The organism is Agarivorans sp. MS3-6, from assembly GCF_054112545.1.
In genome coordinates this window covers 1,834,683-1,854,240 of the sequence record NZ_CM134202.1, presented here as the reverse complement: position 1 = coordinate 1,854,240, position 19,558 = coordinate 1,834,683, and the positions used below count along the sequence as shown (strand labels likewise).

At 44.6% G+C, this 19,558-nt stretch carries 19 protein-coding genes; 14 read left to right on the top strand and 5 right to left on the bottom strand.

Going from position 1 to position 19,558, the window contains the following annotated elements; all coding sequences use genetic code 11:
- Positions 1-158 precede the first annotated feature (158 nt).
- From ACVFI8_RS08370 to ACVFI8_RS08355, 4 genes are all read left to right on the top strand, one after another.
- A complete protein-coding gene (locus ACVFI8_RS08370; RefSeq protein WP_248713920.1) occupies positions 159-908 on the top strand; it encodes a metallophosphoesterase family protein in 750 nt (249 codons plus the stop codon).
- A 278-nt stretch (positions 909-1,186) separates the two neighbouring features.
- Positions 1,187-1,525: a thioredoxin family protein gene (locus ACVFI8_RS08365; RefSeq protein ID WP_457873590.1), complete on the top strand. Its 339-nt coding sequence runs from the start codon at positions 1,187-1,189 to the stop codon at positions 1,523-1,525.
- 70 nt (positions 1,526-1,595) lie between these two features.
- Positions 1,596-2,000 carry a DUF1801 domain-containing protein gene (locus ACVFI8_RS08360; protein WP_457873589.1) on the top strand — a complete coding sequence of 135 codons (405 nt, stop codon included), beginning with the start codon at positions 1,596-1,598 and terminating at the stop codon, positions 1,998-2,000.
- Between the two features lie 207 nt (positions 2,001-2,207).
- Positions 2,208-2,684, top strand: coding sequence for a YcxB family protein (locus ACVFI8_RS08355; protein ID WP_248713923.1), 477 nt, complete (start codon positions 2,208-2,210; stop codon positions 2,682-2,684).
- A gap of 65 nt (positions 2,685-2,749) precedes the next feature.
- On the opposite strand, the gene ACVFI8_RS08350 is transcribed toward ACVFI8_RS08355, so the two are convergent.
- Positions 2,750-3,562, bottom strand: a complete 813-nt coding sequence (locus ACVFI8_RS08350; RefSeq protein WP_248713924.1) for a substrate-binding periplasmic protein — start codon at positions 3,560-3,562, stop codon at positions 2,750-2,752.
- 203 nt (positions 3,563-3,765) lie between these two features.
- A complete protein-coding gene (locus tag ACVFI8_RS08345; RefSeq protein WP_457873588.1) occupies positions 3,766-4,344 on the bottom strand; it encodes a LysE/ArgO family amino acid transporter in 579 nt (192 codons plus the stop codon).
- 105 nt (positions 4,345-4,449) lie between these two features.
- Between ACVFI8_RS08345 and ACVFI8_RS08340 the strand changes: the two genes are divergently transcribed.
- From ACVFI8_RS08340 to ACVFI8_RS08310, 7 genes are all read left to right on the top strand, one after another.
- Positions 4,450-5,391: a LysR family transcriptional regulator ArgP gene (locus ACVFI8_RS08340; RefSeq protein ID WP_457873587.1), complete on the top strand. Its 942-nt coding sequence runs from the start codon at positions 4,450-4,452 to the stop codon at positions 5,389-5,391.
- A 40-nt stretch (positions 5,392-5,431) separates the two neighbouring features.
- Positions 5,432-6,577, top strand: coding sequence for a glycerate kinase (locus ACVFI8_RS08335; RefSeq protein ID WP_248713927.1), 1,146 nt, complete (start codon positions 5,432-5,434; stop codon positions 6,575-6,577).
- A 51-nt stretch (positions 6,578-6,628) separates the two neighbouring features.
- Positions 6,629-8,614: a DNA topoisomerase III gene (locus ACVFI8_RS08330; RefSeq protein ID WP_457873586.1), complete on the top strand. Its 1,986-nt coding sequence runs from the start codon at positions 6,629-6,631 to the stop codon at positions 8,612-8,614.
- A 9-nt stretch (positions 8,615-8,623) separates the two neighbouring features.
- Positions 8,624-9,427: a pentapeptide repeat-containing protein gene (locus ACVFI8_RS08325; protein ID WP_457873585.1), complete on the top strand. Its 804-nt coding sequence runs from the start codon at positions 8,624-8,626 to the stop codon at positions 9,425-9,427.
- A 369-nt stretch (positions 9,428-9,796) separates the two neighbouring features.
- A complete protein-coding gene (locus tag ACVFI8_RS08320) occupies positions 9,797-10,783 on the top strand; it encodes a TRAP transporter substrate-binding protein (protein WP_457873584.1) in 987 nt (328 codons plus the stop codon).
- A gap of 78 nt (positions 10,784-10,861) precedes the next feature.
- Complete coding sequence (locus tag ACVFI8_RS08315) at positions 10,862-11,377, top strand: TRAP transporter small permease (protein ID WP_248713931.1); 516 nt, start codon at positions 10,862-10,864, stop codon at positions 11,375-11,377.
- A gap of 27 nt (positions 11,378-11,404) precedes the next feature.
- Positions 11,405-12,688, top strand: a complete 1,284-nt coding sequence (locus tag ACVFI8_RS08310; protein ID WP_248713932.1) for a TRAP transporter large permease — start codon at positions 11,405-11,407, stop codon at positions 12,686-12,688.
- 61 nt (positions 12,689-12,749) lie between these two features.
- On the opposite strand, the gene ACVFI8_RS08305 is transcribed toward ACVFI8_RS08310, so the two are convergent.
- Positions 12,750-14,315 (bottom strand): AbgT family transporter, encoded by a 1,566-nt coding sequence (locus ACVFI8_RS08305; protein ID WP_457873583.1) that lies wholly within the window; start codon positions 14,313-14,315, stop codon positions 12,750-12,752.
- A gap of 492 nt (positions 14,316-14,807) precedes the next feature.
- On the opposite strand from ACVFI8_RS08305, the gene ACVFI8_RS08300 reads away from it, so the two are divergent.
- Positions 14,808-15,938 carry a GGDEF domain-containing protein gene (locus ACVFI8_RS08300; RefSeq protein WP_457873582.1) on the top strand — a complete coding sequence of 377 codons (1,131 nt, stop codon included), beginning with the start codon at positions 14,808-14,810 and terminating at the stop codon, positions 15,936-15,938.
- On the opposite strand, the gene ACVFI8_RS08295 is transcribed toward ACVFI8_RS08300, so the two are convergent.
- Together ACVFI8_RS08295 and ACVFI8_RS08290 are read right to left on the bottom strand one after the other, a co-directional pair.
- Positions 15,935-17,305, bottom strand: coding sequence for an alpha/beta hydrolase (locus ACVFI8_RS08295; protein WP_457873581.1), 1,371 nt, complete (start codon positions 17,303-17,305; stop codon positions 15,935-15,937). The two genes, ACVFI8_RS08300 and ACVFI8_RS08295, sit on opposite strands and share 4 nt — an antisense overlap.
- A gap of 75 nt (positions 17,306-17,380) precedes the next feature.
- Positions 17,381-18,127 (bottom strand): helix-turn-helix domain-containing protein, encoded by a 747-nt coding sequence (locus ACVFI8_RS08290; RefSeq protein ID WP_248713936.1) that lies wholly within the window; start codon positions 18,125-18,127, stop codon positions 17,381-17,383.
- 113 nt (positions 18,128-18,240) lie between these two features.
- Between ACVFI8_RS08290 and ACVFI8_RS08285 the strand changes: the two genes are divergently transcribed.
- Both ACVFI8_RS08285 and ACVFI8_RS08280 read left to right on the top strand, forming a co-directional pair.
- Entirely contained in the window at positions 18,241-18,621 is a 381-nt protein-coding gene (locus tag ACVFI8_RS08285) for a hypothetical protein (protein ID WP_457873580.1), read from the top strand.
- Positions 18,622-18,653: 32 nt separating this feature from the next.
- Positions 18,654-19,460 (top strand): DUF2145 domain-containing protein, encoded by an 807-nt coding sequence (locus ACVFI8_RS08280; RefSeq protein WP_248713938.1) that lies wholly within the window; start codon positions 18,654-18,656, stop codon positions 19,458-19,460.
- Positions 19,461-19,558 lie beyond the last annotated feature (98 nt).

Sequence of the window (19,558 nt, the reverse complement as noted above, 5' to 3'; positions counted from 1 at the left end):
TTTTTGTTTCATAAAGGCGGCAAAGGTGGCTAGCCAAGCATTTTGATTTTCTGATAAATTTGTAGATGGAACGACTATAAGCCGGGTGGAACGGTGAAATATAGGTTCACCTCTAGAGTTATCGATATAATGAGCGGCATCAGCACAAGGAGATTTTAGTGGGGAAATTTGCAGTATTGTCTGATATCCATAGCAATGTGTTTGCACTTAAAGCTGTTGTGGATGACGCAAAAGCAAAAGGGGTGACCACTTTTATTAATCTCGGAGATATTCTATATGGCCCAATAGCTCCAAGAGAGACCTACGATTACTTGTTGTCTTTAAATGCTGTAACAATTTCAGGTAATCAAGATCGGCAGATTTATGAGGCGAACAAAGCTGAAATAGACTTAAACCCAACAATGCAATTTATCTTAACTGATTTGGGCAAGTCACCATTAGAATGGATGAAGCAGTTACCATTTGATTCGCAAGTAAGCCCTGATATTTATGCGTGTCATGGAACACCTAATGATGATCTTGTGTATTTATTAGAAAATGTAGTGACTGGTAAGCCAGTGGTTCGTGCTGATTGTGAAGTAATAAAATTATTAGATGGTGTATCTTCGCCAATCGTTCTTTGTGGTCATACTCATATCCCAAGGTGTGTCGAATTATCGACCGGACAGATAGTCATTAATCCTGGAAGTGTAGGGCTGCAAGCATACACTGATGATGAGCCGACTATTCACTCTATGCAAAATTATTCATCAAAAGCTTCTTATGCAACATTGCAGAAAAAGTCAGATGGAAAATGGGACATTGTGTTTCATAAAGTGACTTATGATGTTCACGAAGCGACATGTGCAGCTAAAAAGCAAGGCAGAGCAGATTGGGTACACTTTTTGTCCACTGGTCGGTGTTTATAACAAACGACAGTGGTGTTACGTGCAGAGAGTGTGCATGAGGGGGAGCAAGCCCGATGCGCCTTCTTATCATTAATCATGATGTGAAGAATGAAGAATAAAAGCTTAAAGCTTTCACTCGTTGTAAGCGCTTGGGAAATACATGCAGCAAAATAAGGCTAACAACCTTCCACTATGTCGTTCCAAAGTCGCGCGTTAGTCACTATATTTAGTGCAGAGAGAATGGTGATTTTACTCATGTAACTCGCCCTCTTATTTTTATTCAAACTGGTAGAGATAACATGAATGCATGCCAAGTGGGTTTTAACCCAGAGTATCACGAAGAAGCCCCAAGCGAAGAGCAACTAGCAGAACTTACCGCTTATGCGGTGTTAGAATTTGGTGCGCCTTGGTGCGGCCATTGCAAAGCTGCTGCAGCTGCTGTTGAACAGGTATTATCCAACTCAGATTTACCGCATATTAAGGTGTTTGACGGTAAGGGTAAGCGTTTAGGACGTTCGTTTAAGGTGAAACTTTGGCCTACCTTAATTTTGCTAAAAGGTGGCCATGAGATCGCCCGTATAGTGAGGCCAACTAAGGTGAATGAAGTACAGGCGCTGTTGGCGAACATAACAGCATAAGCGCAGTTTGATGTTGCAGAGCCAAAACAAAAAATGAGGGGAGTGCTAAAGTGTGAAGAGTGGGGGCTCAATGGAGCAAGCAGTATTACTCAAGATTAATCAATATCCCGATGAAGTGAGCGCCAAACTTGTTTATCTTAGGGCGTTGATTTTGAATACCGCTGCTGAGCTAGATTTAGGTGAAGTAAACGAAACGCTCAAATGGGGCGAGCCTAGTTTTGCTGTTAAATCTGGTAGCCCAATGCGTATTGACTGGAAGCCGAAAACCCCACACCATTACTATTTATTCTTTAACTGCCAAACTCGGTTGCTTGATACCTTTCGAGAATTGTATCGCGACCAGCTAACGTTTCAGGGCAATAGAGCGATAGTGCTAACGCTGGATGAAGTACTACCCGAAGCCGCCATCAAGCACTGCATAACACTAGCGTTCACTTATCAAAAAGTTAAACACTTGCCACTGTTAGGCGAGTAATCGCTATTCAGCTAAGCAACACGGTTGGCATTATTTGGCTGTTAAGCCAGTATGCTTAAACGTGTTCGGTAAATGGCTGAGTTCGCGGTTTTGTGCAACGTAATGAAGCACGGCTGCTGCATATTGCAGAAATACACTGATTCTCAATGAAATAACATTGAAAACCCTTACAATAAGGCGAATGTTCAGACCCAAGCAGTGGTGGCAATGCAGGCTTATAATACTCAATTTACCTTATCTCGCGCATACCTTGCTGAGTGCTTTGATCAGTCTTTACCCTATGGCAAAAATGCCAAACCCAATTACCTATTTCCGGCGGTATTGTTTGTGGGTGGCGTGGGCTTAGTGTTCTTTACTGAGCAGCCCAAGGTGCTGGGCAACTTGCTAATTGCCATGTCAGTGCTAGAGCTAGTGCATATTCGATTTCGACGCGCTTGGTGGTTAACACGGCAAATGTGGGGAAGAAGTGCTGACAGTGAAGTGAAACTAAGCATCGATGCTGAAGGGGTGAAAACTCAGAACCCTTATACACAAACCACCTTATTATGGGCTGATGTTGAACGGGTAATAGACACTGAGTTAGGGCTAATTTTGGTGGCTAAATCAGGGGCACAGCAGTATCTGTCTAAATCGCTATTCTCTCCTGAGTTAATTAGCGAGATATTGGCTTACAATAAAAATTAAGCTTTGCTTAAATAGGCTGTAGCGTTGCTACTATTCAGCGGCTAATAGCTTGCGGCACTGCGAGTTTATTGCCCGTTATTGTAAGATTTAACTAGCGCCTTATAGTCCGCAGAGGCTCGTATATCTCCCACCGCATTCCAAACACATTCGCTGAGTGTGGTATGCGCTAAATAATACGCTTTAGAAAACATCAAATAGCCGTGTTTTGATTGGAGCGGCGGCTGTTGAGCCTTTATTTGACGAGCTAGTAGCGGATCTAGGGCAATTACGGCTTCAACGTTCCCATCTATAGCGACCATACCGTCCACGCGCTTGGCTGCTAGCATGTCTAGCATTTGTGATTCGTCGGTTAACTCAACGGGGTCCAAATTATGACTTTTGACAATGTCTACGCCAGCCGAACCTCGTTCTACTGCGATTTTCCTTTCCGCTCCACTTATTTTTTTACCGTCCCAGCTTAAGTCGCTGTTTTTATGGGTGAATAGTAGGTAAGAATAGCCTCTAATTGCCCTATAGGTATCTGGCTTACCGTTTTTCATAGGGTAAGCCCCATAGACTGCTCGCTCTGCTTTATAGCTAGAAGAAAAAGCCGCATCTGCACCGCCATGTTCAACCAACGCCAGCGCTCTTTTCCAAGGCACTATCAAAAAATTTATATCGGCATGGCACCGCTCACCCGCTTGCAATAATAACTGGGCTCGATAACCGGGCCGCTTTGCTAACTGCTGTTGGTGATTGAAAAAGGGGCCGGCTGCGCTCCCCGCTGCGGGAGTGGTGGCAATAACGATCGATTGATTGTCTTGTGAGGCGCTAGAAAATGACATAAGGGACAAAGCAATACACACTGCGCTAACAGTGATATCTGGTATACCTTTCATCGACTATTCCTTTGCTTGCTTAATCAAGAAATTTGGCAGAGCCGAAGCAATGCTGCATTATCCCTAATAATTAGCTTAACTATAGTACTTATAATATCACCTTGATACTGAACACTCGCTAGCGATCTTTGAGGAGGGAGGGAGTGACTGATAGTTTAGTGGCGTGTTCTAGCTTTACTTGGCGTTAGCGTGCGTTGTTGCGTCTAAGCAAATACAAATTTAAGTAAGTAGATGGCTAGCCCAAACATCATCACTCCAATAAGAGAATCAATGATTTGCTGGGCGCGAGGTTTAGCTAACCAAGGAGCGAGCTTGGCGCCTAACAAGGCTAAACTAAAAAACCAAGCAAACGAGGCGCTAATACCTCCAGCCACAAATAATGGCCGCTGTTCTGCGCTAATGTTGGCGGCAAAACCGCCTAAAATCACAATAGTGTCGATGTACACATGGGGGTTTAAAAAGGTAAAGGCGCAGCAGGCTAATAAAATTGCCTTTAGTTCATGTTTTGCTTCTCCTTGCTCTAAGCTGCTTTCGCCTTTCCACGCTCTTACCAAGCATTGGTAGCCGTACACCATCATAAACGCTGCCCCTAATACGCTAATGGTATAGAGCAACCATGGGTAAGCACTAAATAGTTTGGCGCCTCCCCATACTCCTATACACATAAAAAACACATCGGCCATCGAGCACATACCCGCTACCAACAAATGGTGGCGACGGCGAATACCTTGGTTTAAGACAAATGCGTTTTGCATACCAATAGGCATGATCAGAGTGGCCATTAGGGTGAGGCCTGTAAAGTAACTGCTAAACATGGTGTCGCTGATTAACTAAATGATGACAGGACTATAGCCAGTGTTTCTGCTTTAATAAAACTAATAAAATTAATGCATAATAAGTTTTACTTATGTGTGATGGGAGTAGTGATGGCCTTTCCTGATTTTGATTACAAGTTACTTAAAGCCTTAGATGCGGTGGTGAGTGAGCAAAGCTTTGAACGGGCAGCTAAGCGCCTGCACCTCACCCAGTCGGCAGTTTCACAGCGGATTAAGTTACTAGAAAGCCAGTTAGGACAACCTTTGTTGATTCGTGGTCAACCTTTGCATCCCAGCCCTTTGGGACAACAATTATTAGGCCATTATCAACGCGTCATTCAGCTTGAAACAGAGTTAAGCAATCAGCTTAATGTCGATGAACAGCAGGCTCAATCGCTGCCACTGGCGGTAAATGCAGACAGTTTGGCTAGTTGGTTAATTCCGGCGTTAAGCCCACTATTGCAACAGCAGCGGGTTGAAATGAATTTGTACGTAGAGGATGAATCTCGCACTTGGCAGCGTATGCGCAGCGGTGAAGCCTTGGCGTGCGTTACCAGTAAAGCAACACCCATTGCTGGGAGCGATAGTCATTTTTTGGGTTATATGGAGTATTTATGTGTGGCGACACCAGCATTTATCGAACGCTTTTTTGCCAATGGGGTGGATAGACAAAGCCTAAGCCGCGCTCCGGGTATGTCGTTTGATCAACACGATGATATGCATATTCAGTTTTTACTAGAGCATTTTTCTTTACGCCCCGGTCAGTACCCTTGCCATACAGTACGTTCATCTGAAGCCTTTATGGAACTTGCTTTGGCTAGTGGTGCTTATAGCTTAAACCCACGCTTGCATGTGGCTAAGCATTTAGCCGATGGAAGCCTAGTGAATTTGGTACCAGAACATCAAGTTAGAGTGCCGCTATACTGGCATCATTGGCAATTAGCAGGTAAGTTAATGAGACAGCTAAGCGAACAAATACGCACCTATACACAAACTTGCTTACCGCAACTATAAGCTGCTAGCGGGATGCTTGATGACTGACTAAGGAAAGCCGATGAAAATTGTGATAGCCCCTGATTCATTTAAAGAAAGCCTTAGTGCCATGGAAGCGGCCGATATGATTGAGCAAGGTTTTAAGGACGTTTTTCCCGATGCCACTTATAAAAAAGTGCCATTAGCCGATGGTGGAGAAGGTACTGTACAAGCAATGGTGGATGCTACTGGCGGGCAAATAATGCCTGTGTTGGTAGCGGGACCACGTGGTAATCAAGTCGAAGCTTTTTTTGGTGTGCTGGGCGACAAACAAACGGCAGTGATAGAAATGGCCGCGGCCTCGGGGCTACATTTGGTTGACCACGCGCTGCGTGATCCGCGAAAAACCTCTAGTTATGGCACCGGCGAGCTGATTAGTGCCGCCTTAGATGCAGGGGCGAGTAAGCTGATTATTGGTCTAGGCGGCAGTGCCACCAATGATGCTGGTGTGGGCATGTTACAAGCCTTAGGGGCGAGTTTTGTTGACCAGTTTAATAAGCCTTTAAAACGCGGTGGTGGCGAGCTGATTGACCTGGCTTCAATTGATATTTCGGGGCTTGATCCGCGCCTAGCCGAGGTAGACATTGAAGTGGCTTGTGACGTTGACAATCCACTATGTGGTGAACAAGGTGCCAGTGCCATTTTTGGTCCTCAAAAAGGTGCTACACCCGAAATGATTAAACAACTCGACGCCGCTTTAGGCCGTTTTGCTTCGATTGTCTTTAGCCAATTTGGTATAGATATTATGCATACCGCTGGCAGTGGTGCTGCGGGTGGCATGGGCGCAGGTTTATTGGCCTTTTTACAGGCAGAGCTGCGCCCGGGGGTGCAGATCGTGACCGACGCGGTTGATTTGGCTGCCAGTGTCGAAGGTGCTGATTTGCTTATCACCGGTGAAGGGCGCATCGATAGTCAAACCATTGCCGGTAAAACGCCCTATGGTGCGGCGCAAATTGCCATGCAATATAATGTGCCAGTGATTGCCTTAGCGGGGGCTATGTTGCCAGGGTATGAGGTCGTACACGAGCACGGTATTGATGCGGTATTTTCTATTGTGCCGGGCACCTGCGACCTAGAACAAGCTTTAATTGAAGCGGAACAAAACTTATTTGTTTGTGCCCGAAATGTGGCGGCAACCCTTAAACTGAGCAAACAAATATTTGGCTAAGCACCGTTGTGTGGCTACAATGGCTGTATAAAAAAACAGGTGTTGTAGCTAGTGCGTCTTTATATTGCAGAAAAACCCAGCCTTGCTCGTGCTATTGCGGCAGTCTTACCTAAACCTCAGCAAAAACAGAATGGTTTTATTCAGTTGGCCAATGGCGACTGCGTCACTTGGTGTATTGGCCACTTATTAGAGCAAGCTGAGCCTGAGCATTACGACGCCCGTTTTAAGCAATGGCGTATGGAACACTTACCTATTCTGCCAGAGCAGTGGCAGTGGAAAGCCAAAAGCAAAACCGCATCTCAGTTGCGGGTGATTAAAGGTTTAATTAAGCAAGCCAGTAGTTTAGTGCACGCCGGTGACCCCGATCGTGAAGGGCAGTTACTGGTCGATTTAGTGATTGAGCACTGCAAAGCCAAACTAAACCTTAAGCAACAATGCCAACGGGTATTGCTTAGCGATCTCAACCCTGCCGCGGTGGCGCGAGCCTTAAAACAGCTTCAATCTAACCAAGAATTTAGTGCGCTATCTACCTCAGCTTTGGCGCGTTCTCGCGCCGATTGGTTATATGGCATTAACCTCACCCGTGCTTATACCTTAAAGGGCCAGCAACAAGGGTATTCAGGGGTATTATCGGTAGGCCGGGTGCAAACACCTATTTTAGGTTTGGTGGTACGTAGAGACCAAGAGATCGCTGAATTTGTCAGCCGACCCTTTTATCAAGTTGAAGCCAAACTGCATACTGAACTGGCTGAGTCATTTAGCGCCATGTGGCAGCCCAGTGAAGCCTGCGAGCCCTACCAAGATGAAGACGGCCGAGTATTAAGTCGGCCGTTAGCCGAGCATGTCGCTAAGCGAATCACCCAGCAAGCCGCTGTAGTTACCCGCCTCAAACAGCAAGACAAACAGCAAGCGCCACCGCTGCCATACAATTTGTCTAGCTTGCAAATTGACGCGGCAAAACGCTTTGCCTATAGCGCAAAGCAGGTGCTTGATATTTGTCAGGCCTTGTATGAGCGACATACGCTTATTACTTATCCACGTTCCGATAGCCGCTATTTACCCAAGCAGCACCACCGCGATGCGCCTCAGGTTTTAGCGGCGATTAAAGCCAATAGCCAAGATTTGGCTAAAGCCTGCACTAACGCAGACCCTAGTCTGCGCAGTAAAGCTTGGAATGACGCCAAAGTAGATGCTCACCACGCGATTATTCCTACCGAAAAATATTATGCAGCCGCTAAGCTGGGTGAAGCTGAACGGCGTATTTACCAGCTGATTGCTCGCCAGTATATCGCCCAGTTTTATCCGCATTATCGCTACGCGCATACAGAAGCGATGATCAGCATTGCTGATGGCTTGTTTAAGGCGAGTGCTAATCAAATTCAAGACTTAGGCTGGAAGGTACTATTTCCGCAGAAGAAGTCAGCCGATGAGCAAGCTTTGTTACCCGCCTTAAAAGAAGGCCAAAGCCTGCACTGCAGTGAAGGGGTGGTGTTAGATAAACACACTCAGCCACCTAAAGCTTTTACCGATGCGACGTTGCTAAGCGCTATGACGGGTATTGCTCGATTTGTAAAAGATCCCGCTTTAAAAGCGGTGCTGAAAGAAACCGATGGCTTGGGGACGGAGGCAACTCGTGCAGGGATTATTGAATTATTGTTTAAGCGCGGCTTTTTGTTCCGTCAAAGTAAGCACATTTATGCCAGTGATAGTGGCAAGGCGCTCGTGAACGCTTTACCTGCCATCTGTACTTGGCCTGATATGACTGCACAGTGGGAGATGCAACTAGACGCGATTAGCCAGCGTAAGCAAAGCTACGGACAATTTATGCAAGGTATGCAGGGCCAGCTCAACACGCTTGTTGAGCAAAGTGCCAGTGTAAACGCGCAAGCTTTTGCTGGTATCGCTGCGCCAGCCAGTAAAAAACGCTACCGTAAAGCCAAAAGCAGCGCCGTTAGCGGTAAAACCAAGGCTTTAGCCAGTAGTGTCAAAGCGAAGGCTAAGCCCAAATCTCGTGGGCGTAAGCTTACTAATCAATGAGTAAGATAAATGACAGAGTGTGAACAAGGCAACATTGAATTATTAGCCCATCAAGCGTCGATTGAGTCGTATTTAGATCTCGATGATAGCGAATTTTTGATTGAGAGGCGTTGTTTTGCTGATCTTGATTGGGCGATGGTTGAACAAGCACATTTGCTGTTCAAGCACTGTACGTTTATTGATTGTGACTTCAGTGAAGCCAAGCTAAACGAGACTCGCTTTGAACATTGTCAGCTCCATCACTGTGATTTCAGTGGCGCGGATTTGAACGCTAGTCAGTTTATTCATTGCAGTTTGTATGATCGCAAACGTCAGCGGAGTTGCGATTTTAGCACTGCTGATTTAAGCCATGCAGAATTTAAGGGCTGTGATATATCTACCGCTAACTTTAGCCGCAGCGAGATGTTTGATGTGTCTATAGACAAGTGTCACGCTCAAGGCTGCCGCTTTGAGTTCGCTGATTTTTCGAAAGCGATCAGTCGAAAGGTTATTGTTAGTTCAGCGCATTTACTCGATAGCAATTTTAGCTTGAGTGACTTTGAAGGCGTTAACTTAGCTAAGTGTAACTTGTCGGGCTGCAATTTAAATGAGGTGGTGTTAACCAGTGCTAACTTGGAAGGCGCCAACCTCACTAATACTCAATTTTCGCCGAGTTGTTATCAAGGCTTACAGCTGTTTCAAGCCGACTTACGCAATGCCGATATTTCAGGGATAAACCTTGGCAGTATTGATTTTAGTGGGGTGAAAATCTTTAATTGGCAAATGGTCGGCTTAATGGAACAGTTGGGTATTGTGGTATTTCCTGATAATTGATTTTAGCTTAGTGATACTGAAAGAGCGGCTTGCGCCCTTTTAAGGAACGGTGGAATAGGGTGAACAAGCACCTTATTTGACTTTTTTGTCACTATCTTCGCCTTATAACTCATAAAGTATTACAATTTTGAGGTGAAGATCTAACTTTGTAGGCTTTTTTCTCTTAAGCCCTATAGCCTTTAGTATATTTGATGGCTTTGTGGCATTTCTTTTATAAAAATAAATCCTTTCTTGCAGAAAAATCCATCTTTAGCAATATTGTATTATTAATACGAGCAGTTGAGTGGTCGCTACGTGTTTATGTCAGCTACCTGAGCAGAGAGTCTTCAGGTGAGTACGCTTTAATTAAGGATAATTAGGAGACGTTACATGAGCCAGATTAAACAAGCGGTGTTTTCATTAACTGCTATTGCATTGTTAGCGGGGGCTTCACTTTCAGTACAAGCTACAGAATGGAAAGGTTGGAACATTCACAAGGCGGGCTATCCCAATACTGAGGGCATGGACAAATTTGCTGAGTTAGTGGAGCAAAAATCTAACGGTGATTTTACCATAAAAATGTATCACTCGGGGGTGCTAGGTAATCAACCTGATGCCATTGAACAGGTACGTATTGGTGGCTTAGAAATTGGCAACTTTAGCTTAGGCCCAATTGGTCCGATTGTTCAAGAAGCTAACGTATTGTCGTTACCTTTTGTATTTAATGATGTAGACCATATGCACCGAGCGATGGAGGGTGAGGTTGGTGAACAAATAAATGCCGCAATGGAGAAGAAAGGGCTCATTAGTTTAGCCTGGTATGACGCCGGCGCTCGTTCTTTCTATAATTCTAAGAAACCCATTACCAGTCCCGCTGATGTGCAAGGCATGAAGGTTAGGGTGATGAACAACGATTTGTATTCAGGCATGGTGTCTGCCCTGGGCGGGAATCCTTCTCCTATTGCCTATTCTGAAGTTTACCAGTCACTCAAAACGGGCGTGGTAGATGGTGCTGAAAATGGTTGGCCTGAGTATGAGTCAATGGGGCACTTTGAAGTAGCGGGCTTTTACTCTTTATCACAACATTTAATCATTCCTCAGTGCTTGTGCGTAAATGCTGGTGCCTACCGTAAATTGTCTGAAGCTGAGCAAACCATGCTGAAAGAAGCTGCTGTTGAGTCGGCTCAAGTGCAGCGAGATTTATGGGCCGCTAGGGAAGAATTTAGCCGAAATAAAGTACTGGAGTCTGGTATTAAGTTGAATGACATTCCGAATAAAGCTGAGTTTCAACAAGCAATGCAACCAGTATACGATGAGTACTTAGGTGACAACCCTGAGCTCAAGCCTTTAGTTATGTTAATTCAAAATACCAAATAAGCTGATGAGATTAGCCGCAAACTGCATGGCAGTTTGTGGCTATTTTTTTGGTTTGAGTAGGTAGATATCGAGGTGCTCATGGCAAATCTAAATTCTGAGCTAAAACTCTCAAAATATGACCAATTTTTAGACCTGCTATGCCGAATTAGCCTAGTTATTGCGGGCTCGGCCTTGGTGCTGTTAACGGTTATTTTTGGTTGGTTGGTATTTGGGCGATACGTACTAAATTCAACGCCCACTTGGGTAGAGCAATTATCACTGCTATTGGTGGTGCTGATAAGTTTTCTGGGAGCCTCGGTGGGGATCCACAAAAGCACCCACTTAGGAGTATCGTTTTTTCGAGAGCGCAGCCCGCGCTGGTTACAAAACATTTTTGAGTTGATTTCATTGTTATCTCTGAGCATTTTTGGCGCGGTGATGATGGTGAACAGCTATCAGTTGGTGATATTCAAATGGGGCTCGGATATTCCTCTGTTAGGCATTCCTGAGGGAGTGCGCGCAATTCCTATTATGTTGTGTGGAGGCTTAACCATGCTCTATTCAATTGGTCATTTAATTCATCTATTCAAGCGGTTTCGCTCAGATACGAAATAGCAGCGTTTCGAACTAAGGATTGGTTTCATGGGTTTGTTTATTTTGATGGCGGTGTTTGCCATAGGTGTAGTGATTGGTACACCCGTTGCCTTTGCCTTGGGCATTGCCGCGGTTTCAGCATTTTTTTATGAAGGCTTGCCGATGCTGATTGCGTTTCAGCGGATTACAGCAGGCATCAGTGTGTTTTCACTAATGGCTATTCCATTTTTTATCTTTGCTGGCGAATTGATGTTTCACGGTGGCATTGCAGTGCGTTTAGTGCGTTTTGCTTCGTCGGCAGTAGGGGCTGTGCGAGGCGGCTTAGGGGTCGTTAATGTCATGTCTTCGATGTTATTTGGAGGGATATCAGGTTCGGCTGTCGCTGATATTTCGGCCTTAGGGTCGATTCTAATTCCGGTCATGAAAGAGAAAGGCTACGACGAAGACTATGCAGTTAATGTGACGGTTACCTCCTCGATCGCGGGTATTATGATCCCACCCAGTCACAATATGATTTTGTACGCAGTGGCAGCTGGTGGTGGTATATCCATCTCGCAGTTATTTTTGGCTGGAGTCGTTCCTGGCGTATTGATGTGTATTTGTTTGGCGGTAGCCGCCTATATTGTGGCGGTGAAGCGGGGTTATAAAGCCGAGAAATTTCCCGGTTTCATGGTGCTATTCATACATTTTGTTTCGGCGCTTCCAGGCTTGTTAACCGCTGTAATTATTGTTGGTGGAGTGTTGTCTGGGGTATTTACCGTTACAGAGTCTGGCGCTTTTGGCACCATTTACGCGGTGTTGGTTACGGTGCTGGTTTATCGCGCGTTAACCTGGGAGAAGTTTAAAACGGCAGTGATTAATTCTGTAAAAACTACTTCTATGGTAATGGTCTTGATTGCCTGTGCAGCAGCTTTTGCCTATATGCTGACTTACTTTCAAGTGCCGAGCAAAATGATCGATTTTTTGCATGGGGTTTCTGATAACCCGATTGTTATTATCTTGATGATCAATGCGATGTTGTTAGTTCTAGGCATGGTTATGGATATGGCAGCACTGATTTTAATTTGTACGCCGATATTTTTGCCTGTTGCTCAATCCTTGGGAATTGACCCGCTGCAGTTTGGTATGATTTTAATGATGAACTTAGGGTTGGGTTTATGTACTCCACCGGTGGGGGCTTGCTTGTTTGTCGGCTGTGCCGTAGGCAAAGTCCCTATTGAAGTAGCGGTGAAAACCATATGGCCATTCTATATCGCCATCTTCATGGCCTTATTACTCACCACATTTGTACCTGCAGTGTCGTTAAGCTTGCCTTATTGGTTGGCGGGGTGACGCAGAAAGTGAAATAAAAAACGCGCCGTTCGGCGCGTTTTTAGTTTTATCTCTGTACTACTTATAGCGGCGCAGGGTAAACGTAACTTGCTCCCAAACCTAGCGGCAAGCCTAAGCTCCAATAGGCCAATAGGAAGAAGGTCCAGAAAATCGCCAGTGCGATGGAGTAAGGAATCATGGTTGCTACCAAGGTTCCAATACCCATATTCTTAGCATACTTCTGACAGAACACGACCACCAATGGGAAGTAAGGCATCAACGGGGTAATGATGTTTGAGCTAGAATCACCGATACGGTAAGCCGCTTGCACTAAATCTGGCGAAATTTCCATTTGCATTAACATCGGCACCAATACCGGTGAAATGAGCGCCCATTTGGCTGACGATGAGCCCACAAATAGATTGATCAGAACCACTAATGCAATCATACCAATAATGGTGGCAGGCGCTGCCATACCAATGGCTTGTAGTAAGTTAGCCCCTTTCACCGCCATTAATACACCAATGTTTGATTGACCAAAAGCCCATACAAACATTGAACAGAAAAATGCCATTACAATATAGTGGCCCATGGTTTCCATGGTTTTGGACATGGCTGCCACGACATCGTTTGAATTTTTGAAGCTGCCGTTTAGGTAGCCAAATATCACCCCTGGAATGACAAAAAAGATGAAGATTAGCGGTACGATTATTTGCATCATCGGTGCGCTAAAGCTAGTGAGGGAGCCTTGAGCATCACGAAGAGAGGATGATTCTCCCCAGGCCGCAAATACTAACAAGCCGATCAACGCTAGCATGGCTAGACTGGCAATACGAAAGGCAAAGGTTTCCTGTTTAGAGGTGCTGTGCATGTCTGAAGCCACTTCCAGATCATCGGAAATAGGGCTGTTTTTTAACAAACGAGGCTCAACAATCTTATCGGTGATATACCAGATAGTCGCCACAATTGGTAAACAAGAAGCGGAAGCAAAGAACCAGTTATTAAGCGGGTTTACTTGCATTTCTGGATTGTATAATTGCGCCGAACTCTGGGTAAAGCTTTGTAGTAAAGGATCTAGCCCTGAGGGAATGAAGTTAGCGCAGAAACCACCAGATACACCAGCAAAGGCTGCAGTGATACCTGCAATTGGGTGGCGGCCTACAGCGTGGAAAATAACCCCAGCTAAAGGAATAACCACAACATAACCGGCATCGGTAGCAACACTAGAAATAACACCAATTAATACTACCGCTGGGGTAATCATTTTGGCTGGGGTTACTTTTAGCATCGCTTTTAATGCCGCATTAATGTAGCCAGAACGTTCGGCAACACCAACACCCAGTACCGCCACCAACACTACACCTAAGGGAGCAAAGCTAGTGAAGATTTTCACCATACTCGTCATCCATGTGGTCAGCCACTCGGCGCTCATTAGGTTGTTAATGACGATGGTTTCGCTACTACGGGGGTCTATTTCACTAAAGTTGACGTTGGACAGTGCTGCGGAGAGTAGCCAAACGAAAAACATGAGGCCGAGGAAAAGCATGGCGGGATCAGGTAGCTTATTACCAACACGTTCAATGGCGTCTAAAAAGCGCGCGATCCCCTCTTTTTTGGGTAGCGCATCGCTGGTGGTGGAAGAACTCATATATACCTCTAGTTATTGCTAAACTCTTCGGTTTAGTTATCTTGGTTGTGATTGATCAATTGAGTGAAAAATAAACTCATCTACTCAGGGTAGTTTATTTGGCTGTTATTCTCTTTGATTTAAGTTAATAAAACCTATTTATGCCAATTATAAGGTTAAAAGAGTTGCGGTTGCTATGTTTTCTATGAATCCGTGTGAATTATAATAGTTTCCAGCACCGCCGACGCTAATATTTTATGTTAGCGAAGGACCCGCTGCTGGTGGTGTTTTCTGATCGGTTTGGTAGCCAAAATGATATTTTAACAAAGTATTTCTAATTATATGTATATTTATCAACCTTATTGAGTTTTTTGTGTTTAGGTGTTGGGCGCTTTCTAGTAAGCTCTGTACAGATTTTTAAACTTGGTAGCTAACTAGCAGTTTGTGGAAAACAAAATTGCTAAGCTTGATGTTGCTTTCACAAGTATATCGATAGGTTGTTGGAGACAAGGATTGTTTGACAAAATAAAGAGCGGGGGCTTGTTTCAGCCCTTTAACGAAGACCAGCATCTACTGCTGCAAGATTTGGCTTTTCCTCAAACTAAACGCCTCACTTATGTGGTGAGTGTTGTTTACCTATTGGTGAGTATTTCGCATTTTTTTGTATTAAATTCCGGCCTTGATAAATCAATTTTGATTTCTTTAGGTTTGTTTTCTAGCTTAGCTATCTTTGCTAGCGCCCATTATTTACCGCGGTTTATGAACCCCGCTACTTCCGCTATGCATCTGGTGGTGGTGCTAGCAATGTTACTTAATACCCTTACTCATATGTATTTGAGCAATAACCTGTGGCAAAGCAGTACGCTTATGTTGGTGATTGTCGCCTTAGGCGGCTTTATGGTTGAGCGGCGCTTATTGTTATTATCTTTGTTTAGTGGCTTGGTGATTTGGGCCAGTATGGTGATGCACATGAATATGCATAGTGATACTCGATTGCTGGTGCATTGCAGCTTTGGTCTAGGTATGAGCGTAATGGTGTCATTGTTGCTGTTTAGCCATCGCGTGGGTGTGTTTAGTCAATTGGTGGAGCAACGCAAGCAATTGCAATATGTCGCCGATGTAGACCAATTAAGTTTATGTTTACGCCGCCATGCCTTTGATATTAAAGCTGAAGCTCTGTTGTCTGAGAGTGACAAAAAAGCCTTTTCGGTGCTCTATTGTGACCTTGATTATTTCAAATTGCTTAATGACGGCATGGGCCATTCGGCGGGCGATGAAGCGTTGCAACGATTTGGCCAACTGTTATTAACCCTGGCCAAGCCGCAACAATTAGTCGTGGGCCGAATGGGAGGGGAAGAATTTGTATTGGCTGGTTGTATTGGAGAAGAGCAAGCCGCTCAGCTGGCCGAACAAATAGTGCAAAATTTAGAGCAATTAATGATTCCTCATCCCGAATCATTAAGCTCTATGTATCTTACCTGCAGTATTGGCGTGGCCAGCTCGGCGGTTAACCACGACTTCTCATCATTATGTAAATATGCTGACAAGGCCTTATATATTGCCAAACATAGCGGCCGAAACCAGCATCAAGTACATAACCATTATCAGTTGCCTGAAGGCTTAAAAATGCCGGTTGTCGCTTAACTGCCGCTAGTGTTAGCAATGAATAGCTGAATACTGCTCAGCATTTGTTGATAGTAAGGGTTGTAAGTTAAGCGTTGTATACCTGGGTATTGCGCTAAGTTCGCTTCGGTTTTTTCGCCTTTTACCGCCTTAGAGCCTTGTTTACATTGTTGGTAAAGAGTTAAGTCACTGAGATAATGGCTACAGTTTCTGTAGTGACCATTTTCACCATAATGCGGGTTGCTGGGAGCGTTAATAGTGGCGGTATGAGCCACCTGCTTGATGGCAGAACATGAAGCCGTGGTACAGTGCGGGATCTCTAGCTGAAGCTGATCAACAATGCTCGCGGGGATCTGCGACTTATCACCGTAATATACCAAGTGATTTTGTTGACCGGGTTGCTGCCATTTTTCTAATATTTCCAGTGTTGCTTGAGTATCAATGGTTTGATCGTATTGGCTAGCAACGACCAATAAGGGCACCTTAGGTAAGTGTTTAGCCTTGGCAATTTGTTTGTTTAACTGCTTCATCAAGCTATTGACTTGGGCGCCAGCGTTATAAGGAAAAGATTCATACTTAGCAAAATCAATATCGCCTTCTTTATCCAGCCAAGTACTTACCCAACTGACGTATTTTGCCATCCAAGCTAAACCGCTACTGGCTTTAGATGCTGGCGACCAAAGCATCACTCCTTGTATCTGCTGGGCATTGTTTTGCTTATTGATTAAATGGCTTAGGATCAAAGCTCCGCCGGTAGAAAACCCGCCCAAATACACCTGCTGGTAATCATCAATCGTGCGCTTGATAGCATAGTCAGCTGCTTGCTGCCATTGTTGGTACTTTAGCTCAACCAAATCTGAAGGCGCGGTACCATGGCCTGGTAATAATAAAGTTCTTACATCAAAGCCTTGCTGGTAAAACTGCCAAGCTAAATCATGGAAGTGAAAGGGTGAATCGGTCAAACCATGAATCAGCAAAATGGCTTTGTGGTTATTGGGATGGCGCAACTCAAAGGGAGCAATTAGTTGAATTACCTTTGGTGTGCCTAACCATTGTTGCTGTTTCGCCAGCAATTGGTAGCTCTGAGTTGAAATAGGGCAAGCCATCATTGCGCGAGGGTTACGCTGAGCAATCAGTGTTTCAGCATAGTTTAGGTAGTCTTGATAACTTTGTTCTGAAGAGTACGAAAAACTCGCTGGGATTTGAGCTAGCGCCTGACGATAAGGGGCTTGTTCGATGTATTGCTCAATGATTGTGTGTTGCGAATTAATGTTCACGCAGTTTTCTTGCGCTGTGGCGGCATGAGCGAATGTACTCACGGCTCCCAAACTCATGATCAGGCAAAGCTTGCCAAAATATTGCTCAGTGAGCTGCTTTAAACGCTGCATTACTAATCCCTTAATATGGTATTTCACCTTGTAGCGGTGAGGTATATAAAGTGTGTGGATGAATCCTAGCACTGGTTAGGCGGTGTTGGGTTCTCTGGCTAAGCTTTCAAAAATTGAGATTTCCCAAGGGCGCAAAGCCAATAATAAACCGGTGTGGCGACGTTTCTCTAATGGTAGAGAGGCGTCTTGATGGTTCAAAGTAGCGGCTTCTTTAGTGAGCTGGTTGAGCTTACGACGAATGATTTCAATGGAGCTTTGAGAATAGTGTCCACGTAGATAAAAGCGAAAGCTGTCATCATCATTAAATCGAGAGTTCATAAACTCGGTCAGTACGATCTTTTCCATGAAGCGTTCCAAAGGGCCGTTGGATATCCAGCGGAAATCTTGGGCAATAAGTAGCTTATAGGCATTATTTGGCAATAGTTGAATCATTTTTAGCTTATCTAAGCGCGCCAATAGGCGAATGCCTTCGTGCTCACTGATGGCATATTTGCTAATAATTTCCTTGAAAGTCCAAGAGTCGCGCACACAAACTGCGACCAAAAATAATTTATGGTCGTCGATCAACTCTTGCTCTTGCTCTCTGGTAAGGTGAGTGAGCTTTTCTTTTTCTTGGTCGGCCAATAGAAATAAATCAATCAAATTAAGATCGACCACGTGGCACATATCTTCAAGCCGCTCCAACGAAAAGCTGTTGGTTGAAAACATCCTCTTAATATTAGCTTCACTCATATTTAGCCGTTCAGCAATGTCTTTATAGGTTAAACCTTGCTGACGGAAAACTTGCTTAAGGGTGTCGCGGATCTGCTTTAACTGGCTCATGGTATACAAATGCTATACTTGGTGTTTATTCATAATATACATATTACAACGGCGTTTACACTTAAAATCCCAGACTTTATGGTTATTGCGAACTTAACCAAGAGGGACAAATTATGAAACTATGGAAATCACTGTTAATCACGTCTATTGCACTCACTAGCTTGAATACATTTGCTGCAGAGTCAGGTCAAAATTTTAATCAATCAGCTAAACATTCTACCTTGGCGGGTTCTACTGGACTAAAAGGGAGTGGTCAAGTAGCAGTGAGTGCAGTAACTACCCCAGTAATGATAGCCGGAGGAATCAGTGCGAACGTCGGAAGTGCCGCCGCTCAAAGTGGCGCTGATAGTGGTCCTGTAGGTGTCTCTATTATAGTGCCTGCTGCCTCAGTTGCGGTGCCTGGCAGTATGGTTGCCGCCAGTGCTGCAGAAGTCGCTAACTCGGTAGATGCACCTGTACCATTTGAAATTGGTGAGTTAATCGTTATCCGCTAAGCCATTGATTACTAATTATAAGGATATTGACCATGAAACCATTTAAACAACTACTCATGCTTGCTTCTATTACTTTGTTCAGTGCGTGTTGTTCTGCGGGCAGTGCACCAGTCGAGGACGCAAAACATCAGCCTGAGGCCATTGCTAAGTTTTCTAAAGATGTTGAGAAATACGCCGCCAAGCAGCGTGCCAATGTATTTATTATTGGCCGAGTAGGGCGACCACAAAAAGACTTGCCTGAAGGCGTTCAATTTACTCACACAGCCTTAGCGGTGTATTCAAATATTACTTTAGATTCCGGGGAGAGCACCAAAGGTTATGCCATCTATAACCTCTACCAAAATCAGGGTGATCTTGGCCATAGCAGCTTAGTCACAGATTATCCGGTGGATTTCTTCTGGGGGGCCGATAGCCTTAAAGCGGGTATTATTGTACCGAAGCCCGAAGTACAAGCTGGTTTGTTGGCGCTAATCCAAAATGGCGGCAACCATGTCGTACACAACAGCAATTACTCGGTACTGGCCAATCCTTTTAACGGGCAATATCAAAATTGTACAGAACATACTTTAGATATGCTAAATGCGGCTATTTTTAACACCACTGACCGCGAAGAGCTGAAATGGTTGGCCAAATCAGATTTTACGCCACAGCCGGTAAAGGTGAGCCGTTTCAAATTGTTTATGGGTGGCTTGTTTCTTGATGACGTCACCACTAAAGACCACCAAGGCAAGCCACAAACAGCTACTTTTACCAGTATAGCTCGCTACTTAAACGACAAAGATTTATTACAACATTCGGTGGTGCTTTACCAACACAACGCGTCTCAAGCACTTTTATAATTCGCCTAGATTACACCACCACTAAGCTGCTTAAGCGTTCCGTTGGCTAAAAGCAGATTGCGATACCCTATTTATTAATCAATTAGATAATGATGCTT